Origin of the sequence: aff. Roholtiella sp. LEGE 12411 (assembly GCF_015206995.1) — a bacterium.
Taxonomy (GTDB): domain Bacteria; phylum Cyanobacteriota; class Cyanobacteriia; order Cyanobacteriales; family Nostocaceae; genus Komarekiella.
Genome location: NZ_JADEXR010000031.1, coordinates 30,916 through 52,181 on the forward strand (window position 1 = coordinate 30,916; position 21,266 = coordinate 52,181).

A 21,266-nucleotide genomic window follows, 5' to 3' on the forward strand; every position below is an offset into this window, starting at 1 on the left:
CGAGTGCTGAGTGTTGTTAGCAGTAGCGGGGCGTTTAGCCCATGCTTAGTATTGAGTAGGGAGTGAGGGAGTGGGGGAGTGGGAGAGGAGGTTCAATATCCTCTTGTCTCCCCATCTCCCTCTCCTCTTTTATGCTGGTTCTCCGTTGTTTTTCAATGCTAAACGAGCAAGTCCATAACAGAGTAGGGCATTGACTATGAGAAAGACGCGTGCTATGTTACCACTTCCTAATCCCCATACTGCTGGGTCGTAAACTGCACTTATTGTTAAACATGCAGCTATACCTAGGGTTGAACCAATCGCAAACCATTTCCAACTAGAATTCCCTAGCAGCAATGCCATTAACACAATGGGAATTAGCACGCTAGCAAATAGAGGATTAAAAGCATCAGTTCCCTGAAGCGTATTGCCTAATTCGGGAATTGAACTGCCTAAAACTCGCAAAGGCCACTGAGGAAGATCAAAGATATAGATTCCCTTGAGGAAAAATAACCCAGAACTGCCAGCAATTAAGCCACTGGATAATGGCCAACTCCAAGAGAAGGGGAAGTAAACCCGTAAAAACCAAGCCAGCAAATAGGAACCAACTACCATTAAAACCTTGGGTATTAGTGCTACTGCACCACCATCAATCCAAAAGCCGGGGTTAAGATAGCCGCTATCCCGTAACCATCGGAAGAAATCTTGAAAACTGATTTGCCCCCCGAAGGCTAGTTTGACTGCTGCTTCGGCATTGAGTTGCCCAGCGCCATAATAGTTCAAACCATCATCCTGGATAACTCGTGCTGACTGCTTAAGAACTTTTAAAATTTCATCTGGTTCTTTGATTCCAGCGGCTTTGATTAATGCCGTAACACCAGCAACATGTGGGGAAGCCATGCTTGTACCCTGCAAGCCAAGAAATACCCCTTCGCCGTTTTCGTCGATAGTTTCTTGCAGAATCTTACCAGCATCGCTACCACCAGGAGCGGAGATGTCTACCCCTCCACCAAAGTTGGAATAGGGTGCTCTTTCGCCATCTGGGCCAAATGCTGAAACACCGATGACGTGGGGATAGCGGGCTGGATAGCTTGACCCATTGGCATTTTCATTCCCAGCTGCTGCAACGATCGCTACACCTTTTCTATGAGCATACTCGATCGCTTGCTTCAATAACTGACTTTCACCACCACCACCCAAGCTCATATTAATTACATCTGCGCCTTGATCAGCAGCAAATTTAATCGCTTCGGCGATATCGGCAACTGTACCACCGCCATAGGAACTGAGTACCTTTAATGGCATCAGATTGGCTTCGTAGGCAATTCCAGCGACGCCATATTTGTTATTAGTGGCTTGGGCTATAGTACCAGCAACATGGGTTCCGTGTCCGTTATCGTCTTTGGCTTCTTCTTGGTCGTTCACAAAATCATAGCCTTTAACGAACTTTGTCTCATACAAGTCCCGCACACGCGTAATCCCGGTGTCAATTACAGCAACTGTGATGCCGCTACCTTTGGTTTGACTCCATGCGCCTTCAATGCCGATTTTGTGTAGGTTCCATTGCTTGCTGTAATATTGGTCGTTGGGGCCTGTTAATGAGGGACTTGCTTCGTCTTCTTGGGGGCGTAAAAATTCTCCCAGCCAAGCTGTTTTACCGGGATTTGGAATCTTGTATATGTAATTTGGTTCGATGAATTCCGTAGTTTTAGCGAATTGGGATTTTTTCAGTTCCTTAAGCCGCTGGCGATCGCCCTTGATAATATATACATTATCCTTCGCCGAAAACTTGTTGTCTAATTGGGGTGTAACGTTATATTGTTTTGCGATCGCTTGGAGATTTTGCTGCACTATCTCTGGTGGAATATCTTCCCGAAAATCAAGCAAAATGGTCTCAAACGCGCCTTTAGCTGCCAGTCCCTGAAAATTTAGGAAGCCAAATATAGCAGATCCCAACCCAATGACAAACAAGCACAATAATATAAGTCTTCTCATATTAACTAATTACCGCTTTTTGCCAGTTTGTTCACTACCATAACTTAATCTCTGTTTCTTTTTGATGTATTTTGCGCTTTAGTTACAATATTCACTCAGGACTCAGGACTTTTTTAAACGATGGAACGAGGTCTTTTGTGGTTGCCGCTGTTAGCAATGTTTTTCTGGTTGGCTTGGCAAGGCTCGAAGGAGTATCAAAAAGTTGAAGCCTATCGCACTTGGGCAGAGCAATTTGAGCGGGCTAAGTACGATATTTATGCCGTATTGGGTCAAAAAGGTAACAATATTACTTGGGGTAAACCCACACCAAAAGGCCCAATTAAGTTAGAAACATTCTCTTTGCTTGACGTTCAGCAAACCCGTCTTTTGGTAGATGACAAACCAGTAGATATTGAAGCACTGCCGGAAAAAGGTCGGGCTATTGAGTTAGAATTTGTACTTACCGAACCTGCTAACTCGGTGCGCGTTCCGTTTACAGAAATCCCTTTGGCCGCAGAATGGAGCAAGTATTTGCACAGAGCATTACAAGAGTTGCGATCGCAACAAAATCAGTAGTTAGTAGTCATTAGTTATGTAGAGACGTAAAATTTCGCGTCTCTACAAAGCTTAAAATCTATTTTAAGGCTTGGGCTAGCAGCAAATAATAGCCTAAAATCAGCAATTTTTCACCAGTTACGGCTTAAATCTCCGTGCCACAAAGTGTTGCTCCAAAATATAGATGTGGCATCATTAAAACTATGTTATTTTTCATATTTATAAAATTTTAGTATTAGTATATTAATTATTCCAAAAAAAATAGAAACCTTGGAATTTTATCAATAGATTTTGTAGTTATTTTTGTGAATTAAAAAAAGATTAGCTCTTTTTAAAGGGTAACATTTACTATGAAACGAATTATTCCAATGTTCGGTATTATTTTAATGCTTAACGCCTGTGTCTCAAGCGTTAAAAGTTTCTCTCAGGCGACTAATGATGTCAACCCTAAAGCGGCAAACTGTCCAAAGGCTACAGTCGTCTCTTTACCTGTTTCCAATAAAAATGAAAGCTTTTATGACAGCTTTAATTATCATATCCGCAATATTGTAGCTGATGCTGAAAAAGTAAAGTTTCAGGCTTTAAAGCAGGATTTTGTTTTCTGCCGAGGTAACAACACTTGGACAGTGCAACCAGGAAGTTTACCCAAGGAATTACAGCCACAAAGCAACTATGTAGAATTTGCACAAGATTTAGTAAATCCTAAGTTAAAAAATCTTGGTTTTCAAGGTAAAACTTATCAGTATCGAGTTGTTAGGGAGCCAAAGTTCTCTTTGGAGGAAAACAACAATATATCAAGAACAGTTGAGCCAAAGCCAGCCGATGACAAAGTTGTTTTTGAGCTAGTTACTTCTAATAGTAAAAAGCCTCTTAAGCAAACGCTATATACTCTCAAAAACTTGCAGGACGTAGCAGTAAAAGCGGGATATTCGGCAACGGGAAATCAACTGGGTTTTCCCCGAATTACAGCATCTATAATTTATGACAATCGCATTTGGTGGTCAGTGGCTTTTGAGCAAGGTGAAGGTAATAACGGTATTGCGACTATTGTTAGTTATGACCCACAAACTGATAATTTTACGCTCATTCAACCAGAAAAACTTGGGTTTACACAAATTACTGATTTAGCCATAACTGGAGATGCAAATAGTCCGACTTTTTGGATGGCTACTAATATTAGTGGAGAAGGAAATATTTACATTCCTGCTAAAGGTTTAGTTGCTTATCGTCCCAATTCAAAAAACCTAAATTCTGGTTCTTTGACTTCCTACACTGTTCATAACAGCCCATTGGTTGGTGCAATTCCTGACAAGCTTAGGTTGGAAAACGATCAGCTTTGGGTTAGTACCGCTAACGGTGTTTGTCAAGTTAAATGGCAAGCTGCTGATAATCCTGAAAGTTGGTCTTGTTGGCGATTTACAGCAATGGCTAAACTGCCATCCAAGGGACTACCGCTTTATAGTAAGTTGAGTAATAAAACTTCTACTGCATCTTTATCATCTGGCAACAGTGAGGAAAATGTAGAAGTGTTGTGGTGGAGTCCTATTGACTTACAAACTCGCAAGGGACGCTATGAGGTACGATATCCTCAAGGCTTCACAGTGAAACTGGATGAAGGTGCAAGTATTTACGAGTTTCAGCGCTCTTTGCCACCAGGAAAACCCGCCGTTAATTGGCCTGGTTTTGAATGGCATTGGAATGGAAAACGCTTTGTGCGAGGATTGGATGAAGTTTCTCTTAATTTAGTTGGTGGTGGCCCTCAAGGCATTGGTTCTGGTCAACTCTCACCACAAGTTCCTATCAATTGGAATGCTATGCGTGGCGATTTAGAATTACTTCAGCTTTCCCCCAAATCTACCAGCATAAAATATTACTCTGGCTGGGTTGATGAAGCCATTCAACCATACTTGACGGTTGTAGCGCAAGAAAAGCCGCAAAACCCAGAACCAAATCCTTTGGAAGCTATCATCAAGCAACTACAATCTGGCAAGTAATTTTCACTTATGAACGCTCAAACAATATCCAGAGTGCCTGTTGCTTTAACTATTGCTGGTTCTGATAGTGGTGGTGGTGCGGGAATTCAAGCTGATTTACGCACCTTTGCCTTTCATTGTGTTCACGGTACTAGCGCTATAACCTGCGTTACGGCACAAAATACCTTGGGGGTAGTAAGAGTTGATGCTATGCCAATCGAGGCTGTTGTGGCGCAAATTCGGGCAGTGGTTGAGGATATTGGCGTGCAAGCTGCAAAAACCGGAATGTTGCTTAACCAGGAAATTATTTTTGCTGTTGCCAAGCAGGTAGAAGCTTTACAAATCGATAATTTAGTGGTTGATCCAGTTATGGTATCACGCACGGGGGCACAATTGATTGATGATGATGCTGTGAAAATTCTTCGTAATGCCTTGATTCCTAAAGCAGCTATTGTCACACCAAATCGCTATGAAGCCCAAATTTTGAGTGGTTTACAGATTCATTCGCTGGATGATATGCAAGCTGCGGCCCAAATCATTCAGCAAAATTTCGGGGTAAAAGCTGTTTTAGTCAAGGGTGGAGGGATGCAAGGGAATTTGCGTGGTGTTGATATCTGGTTTGATGGGCAAAAGCTCGAAACTTTGACAACAAAACTGGTAGAGACAAAAAATACTCACGGTACTGGTTGTACCTTATCAGCTGCGATCGCTGCTAATCTGGCGATGGGAAAAAACTTGTGGGAAGCAGTAAAACAGGCAAAGGAGTATGTTACAACTGCACTCACTTACGCCCTCGACATTGGCAAAGGACAAGGCCCTGTGGGACACTTCTTCCCATTGTTACAAACTTAACCTCTTGGTCAGTTATCAGTGTTCAAATTGCTCCCTGTTCACCGACTACAGACGATATTCAAAAAAATCTTTGCCCTCTGGGAATTTTTCTATTATTCTTGGGCATAGTTTCGGAGCTAACTTAATAGTCTGTTAGCATCTCTGTACGATCTAATAACCTTGATTTTTAATACCAAGTCCCCGATGCGAGCAACCACAGGTTCCGTTCACCGGCATTTACCAATACCGACCACTCAAGCCTACCCTCCTTCTGTACCATTATCTGTATACCGAGAATTATCAACTGAGTTGCAAGCAACACAGGCAAGGTTAAATGCACTCACCGCCCAAAATCAACAATTAGCGCAGGAAAATCAACTACTTCGCCAAGAAATTACCAAAGTCGTTCAGTCTTTTTTACACTTGCAAAAGCTTGTTGATTCCGGTGCTCAGCCCAGTTATCATCAAGCTAACCATGCTGCTGGCGCTGTGAAAAGTGCAGCCAAGCCAGTTACCGAAGCACGCCAAAGTCAGCAGGTTTCACGTCCACGTCAACCCGCAGCGTCTAAAGTGCCTCCCGGAAAAAGCCGCCGTAAACACTTCTCTGCGCCTGTAATGGAAATGGGTTTCCCAATACCAGAACCAGTCTTTATAGAAGAACAGCAAGTACGCTACTATCCCATTGCTGAGCCTGAGATAAAAGAACTCAGTGGCTGGTGGTTAGTTATCACCATTATATTAATCATGCTTACTGCTTTTGGCGCTGGGTATTTGGTGGTACGTCCCCTGTTTGAACATCAAAATCGTTAATTGACACTGCCACAGTCAGCAGCAGTCAGCTTTCAGGCTATCTTGCAATTTCTCTCCAATTACTCTATGAATGTCTGAGCATATCTACTCAGTAGCGAAAATTATCTATTTTTAAGTTACAAAACACACATAAAAAATGCTAATTTGACTGAACTTCCTCATGTCAGAACCTCAAGGATTATCCAATTAATCAATCTTTGCTGTTTCTCATATCGGAAGCACTCAGGTGAGGCGTCCACATTAACAAAAAAGTGGCAATTATTACAGATGTTTTAGGAAAAGCGCTGCTAGTTACAGCTTCAGACAGCGGATCTGGTTAGATATATAAACGAAGCTAGTAGAAGTCAGGAGTTAAGACATGAAAAAAGTAGAAGCTATTATCCGCCCCTTTAAGCTTGATGAAGTTAAAATTGCCTTAGTCAATGCTGGTATCGTCGGTATGACTGTTTCTGAAGTCCGGGGTTTTGGACGTCAGAAAGGTCAAACTGAACGGTATCGTGGTTCTGAGTACACCGTTGAGTTTCTGCAAAAACTCAAAGTAGAAATTGTAGTTGACGATAATCAGGTTGATATGGTGGTAGACAAGATCATCTCCGCTGCTCGGACTGGCGAAATCGGCGATGGTAAAATTTTCATCTCGCCTGTTGAGCAAGTGATTCGGATTCGTACTGGCGAAAAGAACACAGAAGCAGTTTAAGTGCTAAATACTGAATACTAAGTGGCAGTATGGTGGGCCTTGCTGAATAGTAGGATGAAATATATCGAAAAGGCTAAACTTTTAGATAGTTTTTTATTTCTTAAATCAGCAACGCTTCCTATTAAGTTGGATATAGTAGCGAAAGTAAGTAAGAAACTGTAACGAGGTTTCTTACTTTTTTGCACTTTATTCTCTTGTAATTGGTTATTTTCACCTACTAATTTTGCTCCCCTTTCTTGGGCGATCGCGCCTGGGATCACTTGCTTAAGGATTTTATGAGGTGAGTTGCCAAATTAGGCGATCGCTGTTGTGTGGAAGAGGTGAAAAAATGCTTTTGAAAAGTTGAAAGTAAGAAATGTTAAAACTGAGTTTCTTAATTGAGTTGTCATAATGAAATGTTAACTCTTCTTGCGCGGTAATGGCTATTGCACTGTTTTTGACATCATAATTATTTTGGAGTTATTACAAAACTCACACTTCTCATAGAATGCTGAGGCTGGACTATCTTGCGCTGTCAATAGATAGATATTATTGACACCTTGACTCACTAAATTTTGGGAAAGTACATCCATAATTTTCGTACCAATTCCGCTTCGCTGCTTAGTGGAATCAATACACATTTCTCTCAGGTAAAAGCTTTTACCTTGATACCATCTTTCAATATAACCAATAGCAAAACCGATAATTCTATCCTCTGAGATTGCAACAACACTGTGTGACCTTGGCATATTATAAAAATCTTCCAATCTGTTCAAAGCTGATTCAATCTCCCAGTTTTCATTCCAAGGAGGATTGCTAAAAACTGAAACAAACAAGTCCGCGCATTCTTTCAAGTGTTGATGTTCAATTGGTTGTAGTTTCATTTGAAATCATTAGGAATTACGCTCCCTAACTGCTCACGTATCATCATGATTTGACTCCTAGTTCATCTTCCAAACTGCGAATCTGCTGTCTAAGTGGGGGCTGGGAAATACACAACCGCTCTGCTGCTCTACTAAAGTGCAGTTCCTCAGCCACCGCGATGAAGTAGTGCAGATGCCGTAGTTCCATCACACTTATATGTCTAACCTATTAATCCTAGTCAAATATATATTGGACAGTCGCATAGCTGTCTCCTATCTTAAGAAATATGAGGCGCGTCTCATCATTTTTGTATTGGAGAAAACAAATGAACTCAGACAGAAATCGTGTCGCTCCTAAAGTTTGGTTGATTACAGGAGGCGTTGCTGAATCCAGGTATGAATTATGCAGGAACCTTTCCGCCTAAACACCTCTAGCAGCGTACTATGCGGAAAGATTCTGCCTAAACGCCGAATTGGGATCTTAGGCGGAAAGTCTCTGTCTATTCAACCACCGTGAGGTCTTAGGCAGAATGTTTCCGTCTAATATAGTTAGGTACTGTCCCATCTCCTTCACCTACCTCTTATGCCAGATCAACCTGCACCAGAAATCGAGCTGCTACGTGCAGCGTACGCAGCCTTCAACGCGCGTGACATTGATGCCGCCCTCGCCCTCATGGCTCCCGACGTGGTTTGGCCGAGGGCATTCAAAGGCGGTTTTGTCCGTGGGCCTGAAGAAGTCCGCGCTTACTGGACGGAGCAGTGGAGCGAGATCAATGGACACGTCGAGCCGGTTGCCTTTCACCCGGAGGAGGCCGGGCGCATTTTGGTCGATGTGCATCAGGTCGTGCGCGACAAGGCTTACGCAGTTCTTGCCGATGAGCACGTGGGCCACCGTTTCACCATTGAGCATGGCTTGATTCAAGCCATGGAAGTCTGTCCACTTCCATCGGAGGATTTGGCTACTCGCTGGCAGGAGATTGCTGCGGATGTTGCGTTTTAAGGACTGGGCTTGTACTTCGAGATGGTCTTTCGGGAAACAACCCTTGATTATTGGTGGGAGAGTAGTTGAAAGGATGTGGGTAAGGGGCGATCGCTTCTAGACTTGGGTTTGACGTTTTGCCTAATAATCAAGCATGGTCTTGTGTTGGGCTATTTCGGCAAAAACTAGACTACTTATTTTTTGGCTACTGAAAATACTAATTCTCAGATAGCTTTTCTAATTGCGGAAGTAAAGCTGTAAAAGCCTTGCCGCGATGGCTAATTGACCCCTTAAATTCTCGCGTCATCTCAGCAAAGGTTAATTGCTTATCTGGAACGTAAAAAATTGGGTCATAGCCAAAACCACCATCACCACGCGGTGCATGGAGAATTTCACCACGACAAACTCCTTCAGCTTGTAATACGATCGCACCATCAGGACGAGCGATCGCTACTGCACAAACAAATTGAGCTTGGCGATTTACTTCATCGCCTAATTCCCGCAATAGCCTAGCAATACGTTCTACATCAGTTTTGCCGTAACGTGCAGAATATACCCCTGGTGCGCCATTGAGGGCATCTACTTGCAAGCCAGAATCATCGGCGATCGCCCACTGTCCTGTTGCTTGTGCGATTTGGGAGGCTTTGAGACAAGCATTTGCTGCAAAGGTGTCGCCTGTCTCTTCAATTTCTAATTCTTCGGGTTTGAGAGTTAATTCCCAACCAGAATTTTCCAGGTAAGCTTGCATTTCCCGCAATTTACCTGGGTTTCCTGTTGCTACTACGAGTAATTTGGGCATGGGGCATTAGGCATTGGGCATTGGGCATTGGGCATTGGGCATTGGTCATTATTTTTAGACAAATGACAAATGATTAATAACCAATTTTACTCTGCCCAGTGTTTCGCCCAAGCGAGAGTTTGATGCACTTGTTCGAGTGTAGGGGCTTCACAGTAGAGGCGTAAAACTGGTTCAGTACCGCTAAAGCGAATCATTAACCAGCTTTTGTCGGCTAGGCGATACTTGTAGCCGTCAATTGTTTGACAATCAATCACTGCTTTACCAGCGATTTCTGTTAAGGGTTGGGTTTGCAGTTGTTGCAAAAGACGCGATCGCACTTCCATACTTGCTAAGGGCAAATCAACGCGATCATAAGCTGAGCTAAACCCTGTTTGTTCCTGCAAGTGGCGATAATACTCACCTAAATCTAACCCGGATTCGACGATCGCTTCTAGTACGTACAATGCTGATAGCAGTGCATCGCGTTCGGGAATATGGCTACCATAACCAATTCCTCCCGATTCTTCGCCACCGAGTAATACCTCGGCTGTTAACATTCGGTCAGCAATATATTTATAACCAACTGCTGTCTCAAATACAGACAAATTATGCAATGCTGCTACAAGGGGCATCAAGTCAGAACCACTGACAGTTTTAACTATTTCACCCTTGAAGCCGCGTCGTAAAGTTAAGTGGTCGATTAATATTGGGATTAACACTTGGGAACTCAAGAAGTTGGCTTCTTTGTCCACAGCCGCGATGCGATCGCAGTCCCCGTCAAATACCAACCCCACTGTTAAACCTGATTTATCCGTTTCTCCATGAGTTTTAATGACTTCAAATAGACGCGAAAGGTATTTAGGTAAGGGTTCCGGCGCACCACCACCAAACAAGGGGTCACGTTCGCTGTTGATTTCTTTGACTTGATCGCCCAGTAATCTTGGTAGTCCGCCAGCAGCAGCGCCATGCATGACATCAGCGAATAAAGTTAGTTTGCCAGAGGCGATCGCCTCCCGAATTTTGGCAATATCAACTTTACGTTCTAATGCTTCGGTATAGCTGGGCCAAGGATCGAATTTCTCTTGCTTGCCTGGGGTAGTTGTTGGTGGTACTCCCTCTGACAACAGCGCTTCTATCTCCTTTGTGACTTCTGGCGGTACAGAGCCACCAAAAGAACCCTTGACTTTGAGACCTAAATATGTACCTGGATTGTGACTCGCGGTAATTACTAACGCCCCTAAAGCATTAAGTTGTTTTGCTGCCCAGCTAAAAGCTGGAGTTGGAGCAAAGGTTTCACTGAGCAAAACATCAAATCCGACAGCGCTAACAGTATCGGCAACAGCACGAGCAAAGTCTTCCGCCATAAATCGGCGGTCATAACCGACAATAATCGTCCGGCTACCGACCGCAGAATAATATGTATTAAATAATACTTTTGCAGCAACTGGCGCGACCAGGGCTAGGCGTTCAAAGGTGAATTCATCACCAATAATGCCCCGCCAGCCGTCTGTACCAAACTTGATTGAGTTAGCTACAACTGGCATCTAAGTATCCTAACTGTCTACTTGAAGATTTTAGCATTTATACAGGATGCAATGTAAAAAAAAGATATAGTAAAAATATGTACGGATGAAATTAGGCTATTTTGAAACAAAAATAAGCAAATTTGTACAATATATCATAGGTGCGATCGCCTGCATAGATACAAGTTTATTGAAAGCGACGGGAAACTCCATCCCCAGGTATATGTAGAGAGATAGCGCCCCGCCGCTTTGGGCATAGGGCATTGGTAGCTTCTTTCCCATGCCCCATGCCCCATGCCCCATGCCCTTGTGCATGGAGTTTTTCATTGTGCCCAATCGCCTTCAACAAGTTACCTATGGCAGCATATAGTAGCCCTCCTAGTTTTTTTCTGGGAGGGCGTTTTATTGTTTAACTGTCTCAAAGCGATCGCCCACGTATACTAACTAGCAACTTGGGTTAAGCAATTGCGATCTTGGAAACGTTAAACGCAGTTAGTCTCTTTAACTCCCCAGTCTTACCATCTATCAGGTGTATGTAATTAGGAAATTCGTAGCGACGGGCACCCACGGCAAACAATTGGTTAGATGCAGAACACACCAAACCAATAAAACCACTATTCCAAGGTTGCCCCTCTAACTCCAATGGGGTTTTTTGCCCTTCTTTAATCTGGTAGAGACTAGTTATACCTGATTGTTCGGTAGCGATCGCATAAAGAGTTCCGTCAGTACACTCCGTTAGATTGCTATATTGCTCTTGATCTGGTAGCTGGTTTTTTACCGTCACCTCTCCTGTTTTAGGGTTTACAGCTACTAAGCTATAAGGGGGTACACCATTGGCACCACTGACTATACCTATTAATGAGTCATCCTGAGAACGAGCTAAACTCAACAGTTCTTGCCGATCTTTCAGACCTGACAGAGGTAGAGTCTTAATAGACTTGCCCAAAAATATCAAGCGAATATTGGCATTTGCCTGGTTTTTCTTACTTAGACCACCACCGCTTGCAGCTACTATTAAGGTGCCATCTTTTAAAGTAGCAAAACCGCTCAATTGTTCCCCAGGCAGCAAAATAGCTGAGGTTGTCAAAACTGTTTTTACCTGAGAAGTCGCCAAATCATAGGACTCTACAACAATAGGTATACTACCGTTTGCAGCGCTCCTATTTGCAGTATTAGCAGCAATGGTTGCGGTTGTTGATTCTTCAGTATTATCAATAGCGTTGGTTTGTGTTAAACCAGTTGACTTGTCCATTCTGGGTAAAGCACCAGGATGTACACCCAAAATAACTTGACTGGGTGTTTGGGCAATGCCTTTAGTCGACAATACTCCTAGTGCAGTTGCCGCAGTGCCAGCGATTGCCAACTTACCAAATTGTCTGCGTGTTACACTCATAATTTCCAATTTGTTGGTTATTGGTTGTTGATTGTTGGTTGTTGCTATTTACAAACAACACTCAACAATCAACCACTAAAAAAGACTAACCACTAACAACGAAGCTTTATCTAATTTGAATCCAAGTCCCTACAGAAGGCACATTATTGTTATCAACAATGAACAACATATAGAAGCCAGGATGTGCAAGATTGCGGTTATTTGTTACCCCAACGTTGATAGAAGTGCTATTTCTAGATGTGATCGGTAAGTCTATTAATCGTTGAGATGTATCTAATCCATGAGTAGTCGCCATTGGATTAATTAAATGTGCCCATTTGATGTTGGCAGCTTGGGGTGTTTGAATTGCAAACGTTCTGTTGTAGTTAGCAAATTGAGGGACACTTTGAATTACAGGCCGCAGTTGCGCCATATACGCTGGGCTGTAAATTTCTAGCCGGGCTTCATAAGAACCGCGGTTGGGATTTCCTCCAGCTGCGACGACTCTACCATCTGGTAATAGCAGCGCTACAGAATGATATACTCGACCATTGACCGCAGGTGTTTCTACTACTGTCCAAGTATTTGTTGCTGGATTGTAAATCTCCCCTGGAACGGTAGATTGTGCGACATCTTCGTTCATGCCGCTGCCGTTGCAAACAAATACTGTGCGATCGGGCAATAAGACTGCGTTGTGGTGCATTCTGGCACTATTGAGAGACGCAGCCGCTGTGTAAGTGGGACTAGCCGCTTTGAGATCAACAATATTGACTCGGTTGGTTGCCATCCCACCGCCATTACCCCCACCAATAATCATCACTTTTTGGTCTTGGGCTGGCGGTAACAACACGCTGGCTGCTTGGTTGCCAAAATCAGCTTGTTGCAAGCCAGATACTGCTTGTTCGGCGATCGCTACACTAAAACTTGAGGGTAAGGTAAGGATACGTGGCGAGACACTGTTATTGCCGCCTAGCTGGGCACCCGTATAAAAAAGTTTCCCAGTACTAAGTAGAAATAGGTGGGCATAAAGAGAAAAGGAGCTAGTCGGTTGGGAAAAAATTTCCCAGCCAATGCTACCACCAGAAAAAACTTCTGGTGTGACGCTCAGACCACCATTTTCAGTCGAACCCGATAGGGCGAATATCTTACCGCTACCCAAAGTCAAAACAGTTGGATACCAGCGCCCTTGATTCATGGATGCCACTCTGATCCATTTTTCAGTGGGGGGATCGAAGACAAAAGCAGCTGTTTGCCCAAAGAACGGGTCATATTGCTTTGTACCCCCTGCTATAAACAGTCTGCCATTCGGTCGGAATGATTGACCTGCACAGAAAACATCAATGACGCTGCCATCTTTTTCCAAGGGGATCTCAGGTCGGGAGAAGGTACCATTATTCACATCCCAAACTGCGGAACCTTGAGGGGAATTTGCTACATTACTGGGATCGTTCCCTGAGCCAGTGAAGAAGAATACTTTACTCGTGAGTAATACAGCAGCATGGACAGGATTTATCGGACAGTTATAAGGTAGTAGTTGCCAAGCCATTTTGTAGATGTTCCTAGCAAAAAAAAGTAGATATTTTACTCCACACCTATATACTTTTCGTAAGTACAGAGCGCAAGGCTCGTACAGAATTCAACTGAATTGAACGGCCAACAAGAACTGTTGAATCTGTGTCAACATTGCTTATTAGCAACGATTCTCACTGTCTAGCTTCGTCATTAATTTGGATTATAGCAACTAGATAATTCTTAGAATAAATATGATCCCTCATCCAACACAAAAGTTTATTTTTAAATAGCTATGTTGGGAATTCCGCACTATTTTACTTTGATTGAAAAGTTAAGTTATAGGACTTAGGTATTGACAAAAAGACTAACAAACTATTTATTAAGTAAATCTTTAGTCCGTCTTTTCAGTAGCTTAATCTATGATTATTTGCTATTGCAAGCGATCGCTACACCTGCAAAAACTTCAATAATTCCAAAATTTCTTTGTAGAATTGCTCTTGCAGATAAGTTGATCAGACATAAGATGCATAGCGGCTTGTCGCCAAACATTGCATCTCTAAATAATTTATATAGTAAATATTAATAATCCTTAATAGTGTTTACTATTAAGGATTGTTGACTTGAGCAAAAGATGCTCGAAACCCTTATTACTCCTTAAAAATCATCAAGAAACTGGCTAAGGCGACTAATAACAGGGTCAACCTCTTGAGGAGGGGTAGCAGCAGTATAAGAAGTATTATTTATTATTGATACATCTGATACTGATTGATTTGGGGACTGAATGACTGATGGATCGTTGACAATGAGCGCCAATTGTGCAAGCTGCTGACTAAGTTGCATAATATGGCGTTCCATCGCCTCCAAACGATTGGATTCCTTGGCAAAAAAACGTTCCTCAAGGCCAGCCACTTGACGTTGCAGCTCACCGATTTGTTGTTCAATCGGTGCTGTTGCTGCGGTTTTCGGAGCAGGTCGTACAGATTCCGGTACACATAAAGATTGCCATAAGGCTTCTTTGCAGAGGTCACTGAAAGTCTTGTCGGGTTGTTTTTCCAAATGGCTTTCTACTTGTGCCAACAAGCTTTCATCAGCAACCCCTGGGTTGAACGTAACGGATTTAACTACCTTTTTTGACCATTGGAACATCAGCTTTAGGCCCTAGCAGCGCGATTAGAGGACAATTGTGCCTCTCCATAAATATACTGCCCCAAAGCATTCGCCTGGCGGGAAGGTGCAGCTAAATGTGCGCTAATTTTTGCCTCTTTGAGCAGACGTTGAACATCTTCCCAGAAAAACTCACCTCCTCCTCCAGTGAGAATCACATCGGTGACGCGTTCTGGCAACCAGGCTAGCACGCGACTACAGATTTCTCGAGAAAACATCTCTGTGAGGTTAGGAAGAAAATCGTCTAGGTTGGCGGGCTTACTAGCGCCTTTAGGACGGTAAAAACGCTCACCCTTGGGTTTGTTAACAGCGGAAATCAAAGCCAGAGATTGACTATCTGCTCCTTGGATCTCGGCAGCTACCAGTTCATAAAACTTGTTCATCCCGAAGTCTTCACTTTTAGAAGCACCTCGCGCAAAGCGGAAGTTATCTACCATTAAAAGATCGACGGTTTGATGCCCAATATCAACAATTGCCACCGAGATTTTCGTAAAATCGGGAACCGTAGTGCTCTTTTTAGGTTGAGCTTCAGACCACAAAAGACTGCCGTAGCCTTCTGGCATTACCCATACCTTATTGACGTTCAGCGATACAGATTCGCCTCGGAAGTTCAACACATGAGGGCCACCTACTTGGCTGATTAACTGTGCTTTTTCCTTTTCAAATTGCTCTAAGGAGAGGAAAGGCAGACCAAGTACAACAGAAATCTCATCTTTGAGTTTGAAGTAGCTGGCACATGCCAAGACTTTCACCAGTGCAGCCTCTACCTTAGACTGACCGACTCCTAGATTCGCTCCAAAATCTGCTGCTAGCTGACCTACAGCATATCCATTGCCTTGATACTCCAACCACAAATCCATTAAAGGGTCAGTAGCTCTGGCTTCAAAAACGCCCCCACGTACCTGTTCTATTGACATTTGCTTGACATTGGCAGGTATAAACACCACACTATTGGGTTCGCGGCTTACACAAGTTTTTGTGGAAGTTCTGCCTAAATCAACACTGAGAATTGTTTTCCCTGAACCGATGCCGCCGCCTGGCTTGGGAGTATTAACAGCATTTATGGGAGTTGACGCCGACACTCTATTCATTGGTATAGCAGCGGCATTCATTGGAGTAGCGGCGGAAGGTTGGTCTGTCATGAAAGCTCCTAATCTGAACTTAACTGTAAAAAGTTGTCATGCTCATCTTACAAAAATGCGAGCAACCAGAAATTTTTGGTTGCGTCAAGTGTAGCTAGAAATACGCCAAAAATTAATTTCAGCAATCGCGCTTTTAGTATTATTTGGCATAGTGTAGGCGAATTTTTAGCAGATGTAACCCTGCTTCCAAACTAAAAACGATTGTGTTTTATCTCCGGGTGCTTTTTCGCTTACGTTTGAGCACCCAGAAAACAAATGCCAATACCAAGACCCCAAACACGATTTTAGATACCGGAGCAAGGTACTTGTCCACAAGCTCATACTGACTTCCCAGTATATATCCTGAGTATGTTAACAAACCTACCCACGCAGCGCTACCTAGGGTTGTGTAAAATAGGAATGGGAGCAAGTGCATACTACTGATGCCTGCTGGCACAGAAATCAATGTCCGAACTCCCGGCACAAGCCGACCAATAAGTACTGCTTTGTTACCTTGTCTATCAAACCAGCGTGTCGCTTTGGTAATATCTTTGCTCGATATAGCCAGCCATCTGCCGTACCTATCAGCCCAGGTTTTCAAACGTTCTTCGCCCAAAAATTTACCTGGATAGTACCAGACTAGTGCCCCCAGCACAGAACCTATTAGCCCCGCGAAAAATACGCCAATAATATTAAGCTTGTCCGGGGTTGCTCGTGCTGTAAATCCTGCCAGTGGCATAATCAATTCTGAAGGGATGGGGGGAAAGAGGTTCTCTACAAACATCAGCAGAGCGATTCCCAAATAACCCATGTAGTTGATAGTATTGGTTATCCATTCAAGCATCGAGTCGATTCCTGAAATTATTGCACTAATTTTTGTTGCTCAATTTAGTATTAACTTTCGCAAAAGTTAATTATCTGCTCTTAATTAGAGCTTAAGTGTTAAGTTAGCTTCACTAAAATTGGCACTGAACTCAGACACAGGGGAAGAAATGGAAAGGAAGTTTTGATTTCAAAAGTTGAGATCCCCCTTAGCCCACTTATTAAAAGAGCTAGGGGGGATCTAAATAAAATTTGAAAACACACTCCAGGTTACTTCTAAAATTGGGGATATGGGGGAGGAAAGTAGACAACGACTGTTCCTCCATCTTCCCATCTGCCCTTTGTTTTTTTAGACTGTCGGCGTCAATGATTGTACTCTCTGTTCCGATTGCCAGTCTAATGGATTCCAAACTCGATCTTCTAAAGCCATCTGCTCAATTAAACTTGCCAACCTCAAAGCTTTAAGAGCTTGTTCGCCACCCACTGAAGGTTGGTTCCCGCCATGTACGCAGTTGACAAAATGTTCTAACTCTGCACTTAGAGGTTGAATATTACTGGTGTAGACTTTTTCAATCACACCATCTTGCCTATAAAGTACTTGTCGGTGGTCATTCAGAGTGTTAGCTGTCGTTTGTCGGTGAATCAAAATTTCATTCTTGAGAAAATCTGCCTCAGTGAATGAGTTTTTACAGTGGGCGACAATCCGACGGATTTTTCGGTGAGTGACTTTACTGGCAGTTAAAGTAGCGACAATGCCATTAGCAAAACCCAAGGTGGCAGTGACGTAATCTAAATAACCAGAGTCCAAGGCACGAGAACCGCTAGCGGTTAATTTTACTACAGGAGAGGCGGCTAATTCCAAAAGTAGGTCAATGTCGTGGATCATTAAATCCAGCACAACCGACACATCATTTGCCCGATCTGAGTAAGGACTCATGCGGTGAGCTTCTAGCGCCAGCAGTTCCTCAGTTTTCAGCACTTGGCTCAGTTCCCGAAATGCTGGATTGAAGCGCTCAATATGACCTACTTGCAGGATACACTGAGACTCAGCTGCGGCATTTACCAGGGATTCTGCCTCAGAAATACTTGCAGCGATCGGTTTTTCAACTAAAACATGAATTCCCGCCAAAAGACAGTTAATGCCTACAGCATAGTGCAGGCGAGTGGGAACGGCCACGCAAACTGCTTCCACAAGGGGTAGCAAGTCACAGTAGTCTTCAAAAAAACGCACTTTGTATTTACTGGCGGTTTCTAACCCCCGCTCTACGTTAATATCTGCCACTCCAACCAGTTCAACATCTTTCATTGAACTCAGCACGCGAGCGTGATGTTGTCCCATGTTACCCACCCCAATCACGCCTATGCGGATCGGTCGTGGCTGGTTGCGCTGTGTATATGGATTCGGTTCTGCCACTGACATGCTATCTTGCACTATTATTCTCTCCTCAACCACCAAATTTAGAGACGCTACGGTCGTTGGCGTTTATACTGAACGGCCAGTTATGATCCGTCTAAAACCATCCAGATGGTAACATAGAGGCTCTGTTTATGAAGAATTTCAAAGTTTGCAATCAGTTCCCGTAATCTGGCTGTCTTTTGTATAAACAGTTCGATATTGCTCAATTTTTTTGTCTAAAGCACAAAAACAAGATGTCTGTTTATTAACTTTTAAAATTACGTAATACCTCAGGAAAAATTATCTAAAGTTTTGATAGTCCAAAGTCTTAAATTTAACTTTTTTTGAGGTGTCAATTAGCCAATTAACTACCAAGCTTAATATCAAATTGACACTATTGAAAATGGAGAACTTTTTTGTGAGTAAAATAACAGAATGACTAAAATATCACACTGAGATCGGTTTATTCAGAAAGAATGTATTAGGAATTACCACGATCAATTCCTAAAATGATTTTTGCATAATTATTTGTAGTACCCAGCGATCGCACCACATTTTGAGAGAAACTTGTAACTTGTATAGATAGTTTCCTCTGACATGAATATATTTAAGTACGGTGGTGTTTGCCTTACTTAACTAATAAAAATTCAAACATCCTCTGATTGAAGTGTGATTGAACGATTTAAAATCCAAAATGGAAAACTGAGATGAAAGCTGTAATTCTGTTGTCCGGTGGATTAGACTCTTCCACAATTCTGTACAAAGCGAAGACTGATGGCTGTGAGTGTCATGCCATTTCCTTCGATTACCAGCAGCGACATCGGCGAGAATTACAGTCAGCCCTCCTCGTCGGTGAGAAAGCTGGGGTCATAAAACACCAAGTGGTTAATTTTGACTTACGGCAATGGGGCGGTTCAGCACTTACAGACGACGCCATTGATTTACCCCAGGAGCGTTCCTTAGATGAAATGTCTCAAAATATTCCTGTCACCTATGTCCCTGCTCGTAATACTATATTTTTAAGCTTTGCCCTTGGCTACGCCGAAGCGATCGCTGCTGAACGTGTCTATATCGGTGTCAACGCCTTAGATTACTCTGGATACCCTGATTGTCGTCCCGACTATATCCAGGCGATGCAGGAAGTTTTTCGCCTAGGAACCAAACAAGGACGTGAGGGCCAACCAATAAGTATTGTTGCACCCCTAATAAACTTGAAAAAAACCGAAATTATCCAGTTGGGCAACCAATTGGGAGTTCCCTGGGAGTTAACTTGGTCTTGCTATGCCGGTGGTAATATCGCTTGTGGTGTCTGTGATTCTTGCCGGTTACGACTAGCAGCTTTTGCCGAATTGGAATTAAAAGATCCGCTTCACTATGCTTGAGTGCTGAGTCATTTGTCCAAAGTCAAAAGTCAAGGGTCAAAAGTCAAGAGTCAATGGTCATTAATTATTCTCTGCTCCCACTCCCCCACTCCCCACTCCCCTGACTCCTCACTCCTCCAAGCGTCGCAGTTGGATTTGGTGCAGACGTGGCCCAACAACTGAGACTACAGTGAATTCGAGATTTTCATAGAATAAGGTTTCGCCTTTGGCAGGAATTTTCTGCAACTGATAGAGCAAAAACCCTCCAAGTGTTTGGTATTCTCTTGTTAAAGGCAAATTGAGATGCAAAACTTCGTTGACGTCTTCAAGGTTGATCTGTGCCTGCACCAGAAATTTATGCTCATCTAACATTTGGATCAGCAAATCATCGCTGCTTTCGGGTTCGCTGGCGTCACCAATAATTTCAGCAATAACATCTTTGATAGTTACCAGTCCCACAGTACCGCCAAATTCATTTACTACCATGACCATAGCTGATTTCTCTTGCTGCATCATTGGCAAAAGTTCACTCAAGGACGTGTGTTCTGGGACAAACTGGGCGGGACGCATCCAAGGTTCGATCTGTGTCTCTAAAGACAACTTTCCTACAGCCAGAGGTTTTGCCAGATCTTTAAAGTAGACAATCCCACGAATGTTGTCTAAAGATTCACCAATCACAGGATAGCGGGAGTGGCCAGTAGAAGCCATTTCCGTGAGTAATGTCTGGAAAGTAGCATCTTTTGGCAGTGCTACAATGCTGGTGCGTGGAATCATCACAGCTTGCGCCGTTACATCGCTAAACTCAAAGACATTATTGAGCAGTTCTCGTTCTGAAAGCTCTAAACCAGTGGATTCGCGTTCTGTAGAGATAATCAGTTGCAATTCCTCTGGAGTAACAGGTGGCCTCCAGCTTTGACCTGTGTATTGGATGCCAAAGATTCGTAATAGACAGCGGGTTGATTGGTTGAGAATCCAAATGAAGGGTCTGAAAAAACGTACGATCGCTTTTACCGAAGGCCCTAAAAACCGAGCCAGCTGTTCCGAGTACAGCATAGCTAATGATTTGGGACACAGTTCCCCTAACACAATTTGCAAATAGGCAATTAGAAAAAAGGCGATCGGAATTGATAAAGAATGAGCTATGAAGATATTCATTCTACTGGGTAAAGGCAAGGATTTTAGCCATGCATCCACCAGCATCACAATTGTACTTTCTCCAATCCATCCCAACGCCAAACTAGAGAGGGTAATGCCTAATTGGGTTGTAGATAATAGTCTATCGATACTACGTTGCAGTGTTTCAACAGCGATCGCTGGAATATCACCAGCTTCAACTAGCTGGTGAATACGCGACCTCCGCACACTGACCATCGAAAACTCTGCTGTCACAAAAAAGGCATTTATCGCAATCAGTAGTAGCACTGACAACAATCGCAGCCCCACATCTGTCCAAATTAATCTAGGAAAACCACTCACCGCCAAAGATCGTGTAAAACTCACGCCCCCATTTAGAGAGATTAGGCATTGGGAACTGGGGATTGAATTCTTCCCAATACCCAGTCCCCAGTCCCCAGTCC

Annotated in this window: 19 protein-coding genes and 1 pseudogene; 7 read left to right on the forward strand and 13 right to left on the reverse strand. The window is 43.2% G+C overall.

Annotated features, from left to right (window positions below):
- Positions 1-129: 129 nt before the first annotated feature.
- Positions 130-1,974: a S8 family peptidase gene (locus tag IQ246_RS09750; RefSeq protein WP_194002427.1), complete on the reverse strand. Its 1,845-nt coding sequence runs from the start codon at positions 1,972-1,974 to the stop codon at positions 130-132.
- Positions 1,975-2,094: 120 nt separating this feature from the next.
- Between IQ246_RS09750 and IQ246_RS09755 the strand changes: the two genes are divergently transcribed.
- The 5 genes from IQ246_RS09755 (at position 2,095) to IQ246_RS09775 (ending at position 6,819) form a co-directional block, all read left to right on the forward strand.
- Positions 2,095-2,529 (forward strand): hypothetical protein, encoded by a 435-nt coding sequence (locus tag IQ246_RS09755; RefSeq protein WP_194002429.1) that lies wholly within the window; start codon positions 2,095-2,097, stop codon positions 2,527-2,529.
- A 329-nt stretch (positions 2,530-2,858) separates the two neighbouring features.
- Complete coding sequence (locus IQ246_RS09760) at positions 2,859-4,502, forward strand: hypothetical protein (RefSeq protein WP_194002430.1); 1,644 nt, start codon at positions 2,859-2,861, stop codon at positions 4,500-4,502.
- 9 nt (positions 4,503-4,511) lie between these two features.
- Positions 4,512-5,333: a bifunctional hydroxymethylpyrimidine kinase/phosphomethylpyrimidine kinase gene (gene thiD, locus IQ246_RS09765; RefSeq protein WP_194002432.1), complete on the forward strand. Its 822-nt coding sequence runs from the start codon at positions 4,512-4,514 to the stop codon at positions 5,331-5,333.
- Positions 5,334-5,516: 183 nt separating this feature from the next.
- Complete coding sequence (locus IQ246_RS09770) at positions 5,517-6,122, forward strand: bZIP transcription factor (RefSeq protein WP_194002434.1); 606 nt, start codon at positions 5,517-5,519, stop codon at positions 6,120-6,122.
- A gap of 358 nt (positions 6,123-6,480) precedes the next feature.
- Positions 6,481-6,819, forward strand: a complete 339-nt coding sequence (locus IQ246_RS09775) for a P-II family nitrogen regulator (RefSeq protein ID WP_194002436.1) — start codon at positions 6,481-6,483, stop codon at positions 6,817-6,819.
- Positions 6,820-7,241: 422 nt separating this feature from the next.
- On the opposite strand, the gene IQ246_RS09780 is transcribed toward IQ246_RS09775, so the two are convergent.
- Both IQ246_RS09780 and IQ246_RS09785 read right to left on the reverse strand, forming a co-directional pair.
- Complete coding sequence (locus tag IQ246_RS09780; RefSeq protein WP_194002438.1) at positions 7,242-7,682, reverse strand: GNAT family N-acetyltransferase; 441 nt, start codon at positions 7,680-7,682, stop codon at positions 7,242-7,244.
- Positions 7,683-7,734: 52 nt separating this feature from the next.
- A pseudogene (locus tag IQ246_RS09785) lies at positions 7,735-7,869 on the reverse strand (LysR family transcriptional regulator); the annotation flags it as partial.
- A gap of 375 nt (positions 7,870-8,244) precedes the next feature.
- Here IQ246_RS09785 and IQ246_RS09790 point away from each other — a divergent pair.
- Positions 8,245-8,661, forward strand: a complete 417-nt coding sequence (locus IQ246_RS09790) for a nuclear transport factor 2 family protein (protein WP_194002440.1) — start codon at positions 8,245-8,247, stop codon at positions 8,659-8,661.
- 196 nt (positions 8,662-8,857) lie between these two features.
- Here the strand turns inward: IQ246_RS09790 and rdgB are convergent, their stop codons facing one another.
- The 9 genes from rdgB to IQ246_RS09835 form a co-directional block, all read right to left on the reverse strand.
- On the reverse strand, positions 8,858-9,439 hold the full coding sequence (gene rdgB, locus IQ246_RS09795) for an RdgB/HAM1 family non-canonical purine NTP pyrophosphatase (protein WP_194002442.1): 582 nt from the start codon (positions 9,437-9,439) through the stop codon (positions 8,858-8,860).
- Positions 9,440-9,525: 86 nt separating this feature from the next.
- Complete coding sequence (locus IQ246_RS09800) at positions 9,526-10,962, reverse strand: phosphoglucomutase/phosphomannomutase family protein (RefSeq protein WP_194002444.1); 1,437 nt, start codon at positions 10,960-10,962, stop codon at positions 9,526-9,528.
- A 166-nt stretch (positions 10,963-11,128) separates the two neighbouring features.
- Entirely contained in the window at positions 11,129-11,290 is a 162-nt protein-coding gene (locus IQ246_RS09805; protein ID WP_194002446.1) for a hypothetical protein, read from the reverse strand.
- A 108-nt stretch (positions 11,291-11,398) separates the two neighbouring features.
- A complete protein-coding gene (locus tag IQ246_RS09810; RefSeq protein WP_194002448.1) occupies positions 11,399-12,334 on the reverse strand; it encodes a hypothetical protein in 936 nt (311 codons plus the stop codon).
- 106 nt (positions 12,335-12,440) lie between these two features.
- The gene (locus tag IQ246_RS09815) at positions 12,441-13,859 is read right to left on the reverse strand and encodes a galactose oxidase-like domain-containing protein (RefSeq protein WP_194002450.1); all 1,419 of its coding nucleotides are present in this window, start codon (positions 13,857-13,859) and stop codon (positions 12,441-12,443) included.
- Between the two features lie 620 nt (positions 13,860-14,479).
- Entirely contained in the window at positions 14,480-14,971 is a 492-nt protein-coding gene (locus tag IQ246_RS09820; RefSeq protein ID WP_194002452.1) for a plasmid segregation centromere-binding protein ParR, read from the reverse strand.
- A 5-nt stretch (positions 14,972-14,976) separates the two neighbouring features.
- Positions 14,977-16,131 (reverse strand): ParM/StbA family protein, encoded by a 1,155-nt coding sequence (locus IQ246_RS09825; RefSeq protein ID WP_194002454.1) that lies wholly within the window; start codon positions 16,129-16,131, stop codon positions 14,977-14,979.
- A gap of 208 nt (positions 16,132-16,339) precedes the next feature.
- On the reverse strand, positions 16,340-16,954 hold the full coding sequence (locus IQ246_RS09830) for a DedA family protein (protein ID WP_194002456.1): 615 nt from the start codon (positions 16,952-16,954) through the stop codon (positions 16,340-16,342).
- Between the two features lie 327 nt (positions 16,955-17,281).
- Complete coding sequence (locus IQ246_RS09835; RefSeq protein WP_194002458.1) at positions 17,282-18,364, reverse strand: Gfo/Idh/MocA family protein; 1,083 nt, start codon at positions 18,362-18,364, stop codon at positions 17,282-17,284.
- A gap of 671 nt (positions 18,365-19,035) precedes the next feature.
- Between IQ246_RS09835 and queC the strand changes: the two genes are divergently transcribed.
- On the forward strand, positions 19,036-19,710 hold the full coding sequence (gene queC, locus IQ246_RS09840; RefSeq protein ID WP_194002460.1) for a 7-cyano-7-deazaguanine synthase QueC: 675 nt from the start codon (positions 19,036-19,038) through the stop codon (positions 19,708-19,710).
- Positions 19,711-19,818: 108 nt separating this feature from the next.
- Here the strand turns inward: queC and IQ246_RS09845 are convergent, their stop codons facing one another.
- Positions 19,819-21,165, reverse strand: coding sequence for a hemolysin family protein (locus IQ246_RS09845; protein WP_194002468.1), 1,347 nt, complete (start codon positions 21,163-21,165; stop codon positions 19,819-19,821).
- Between the last annotated feature and the right edge of the window lie 101 nt (positions 21,166-21,266).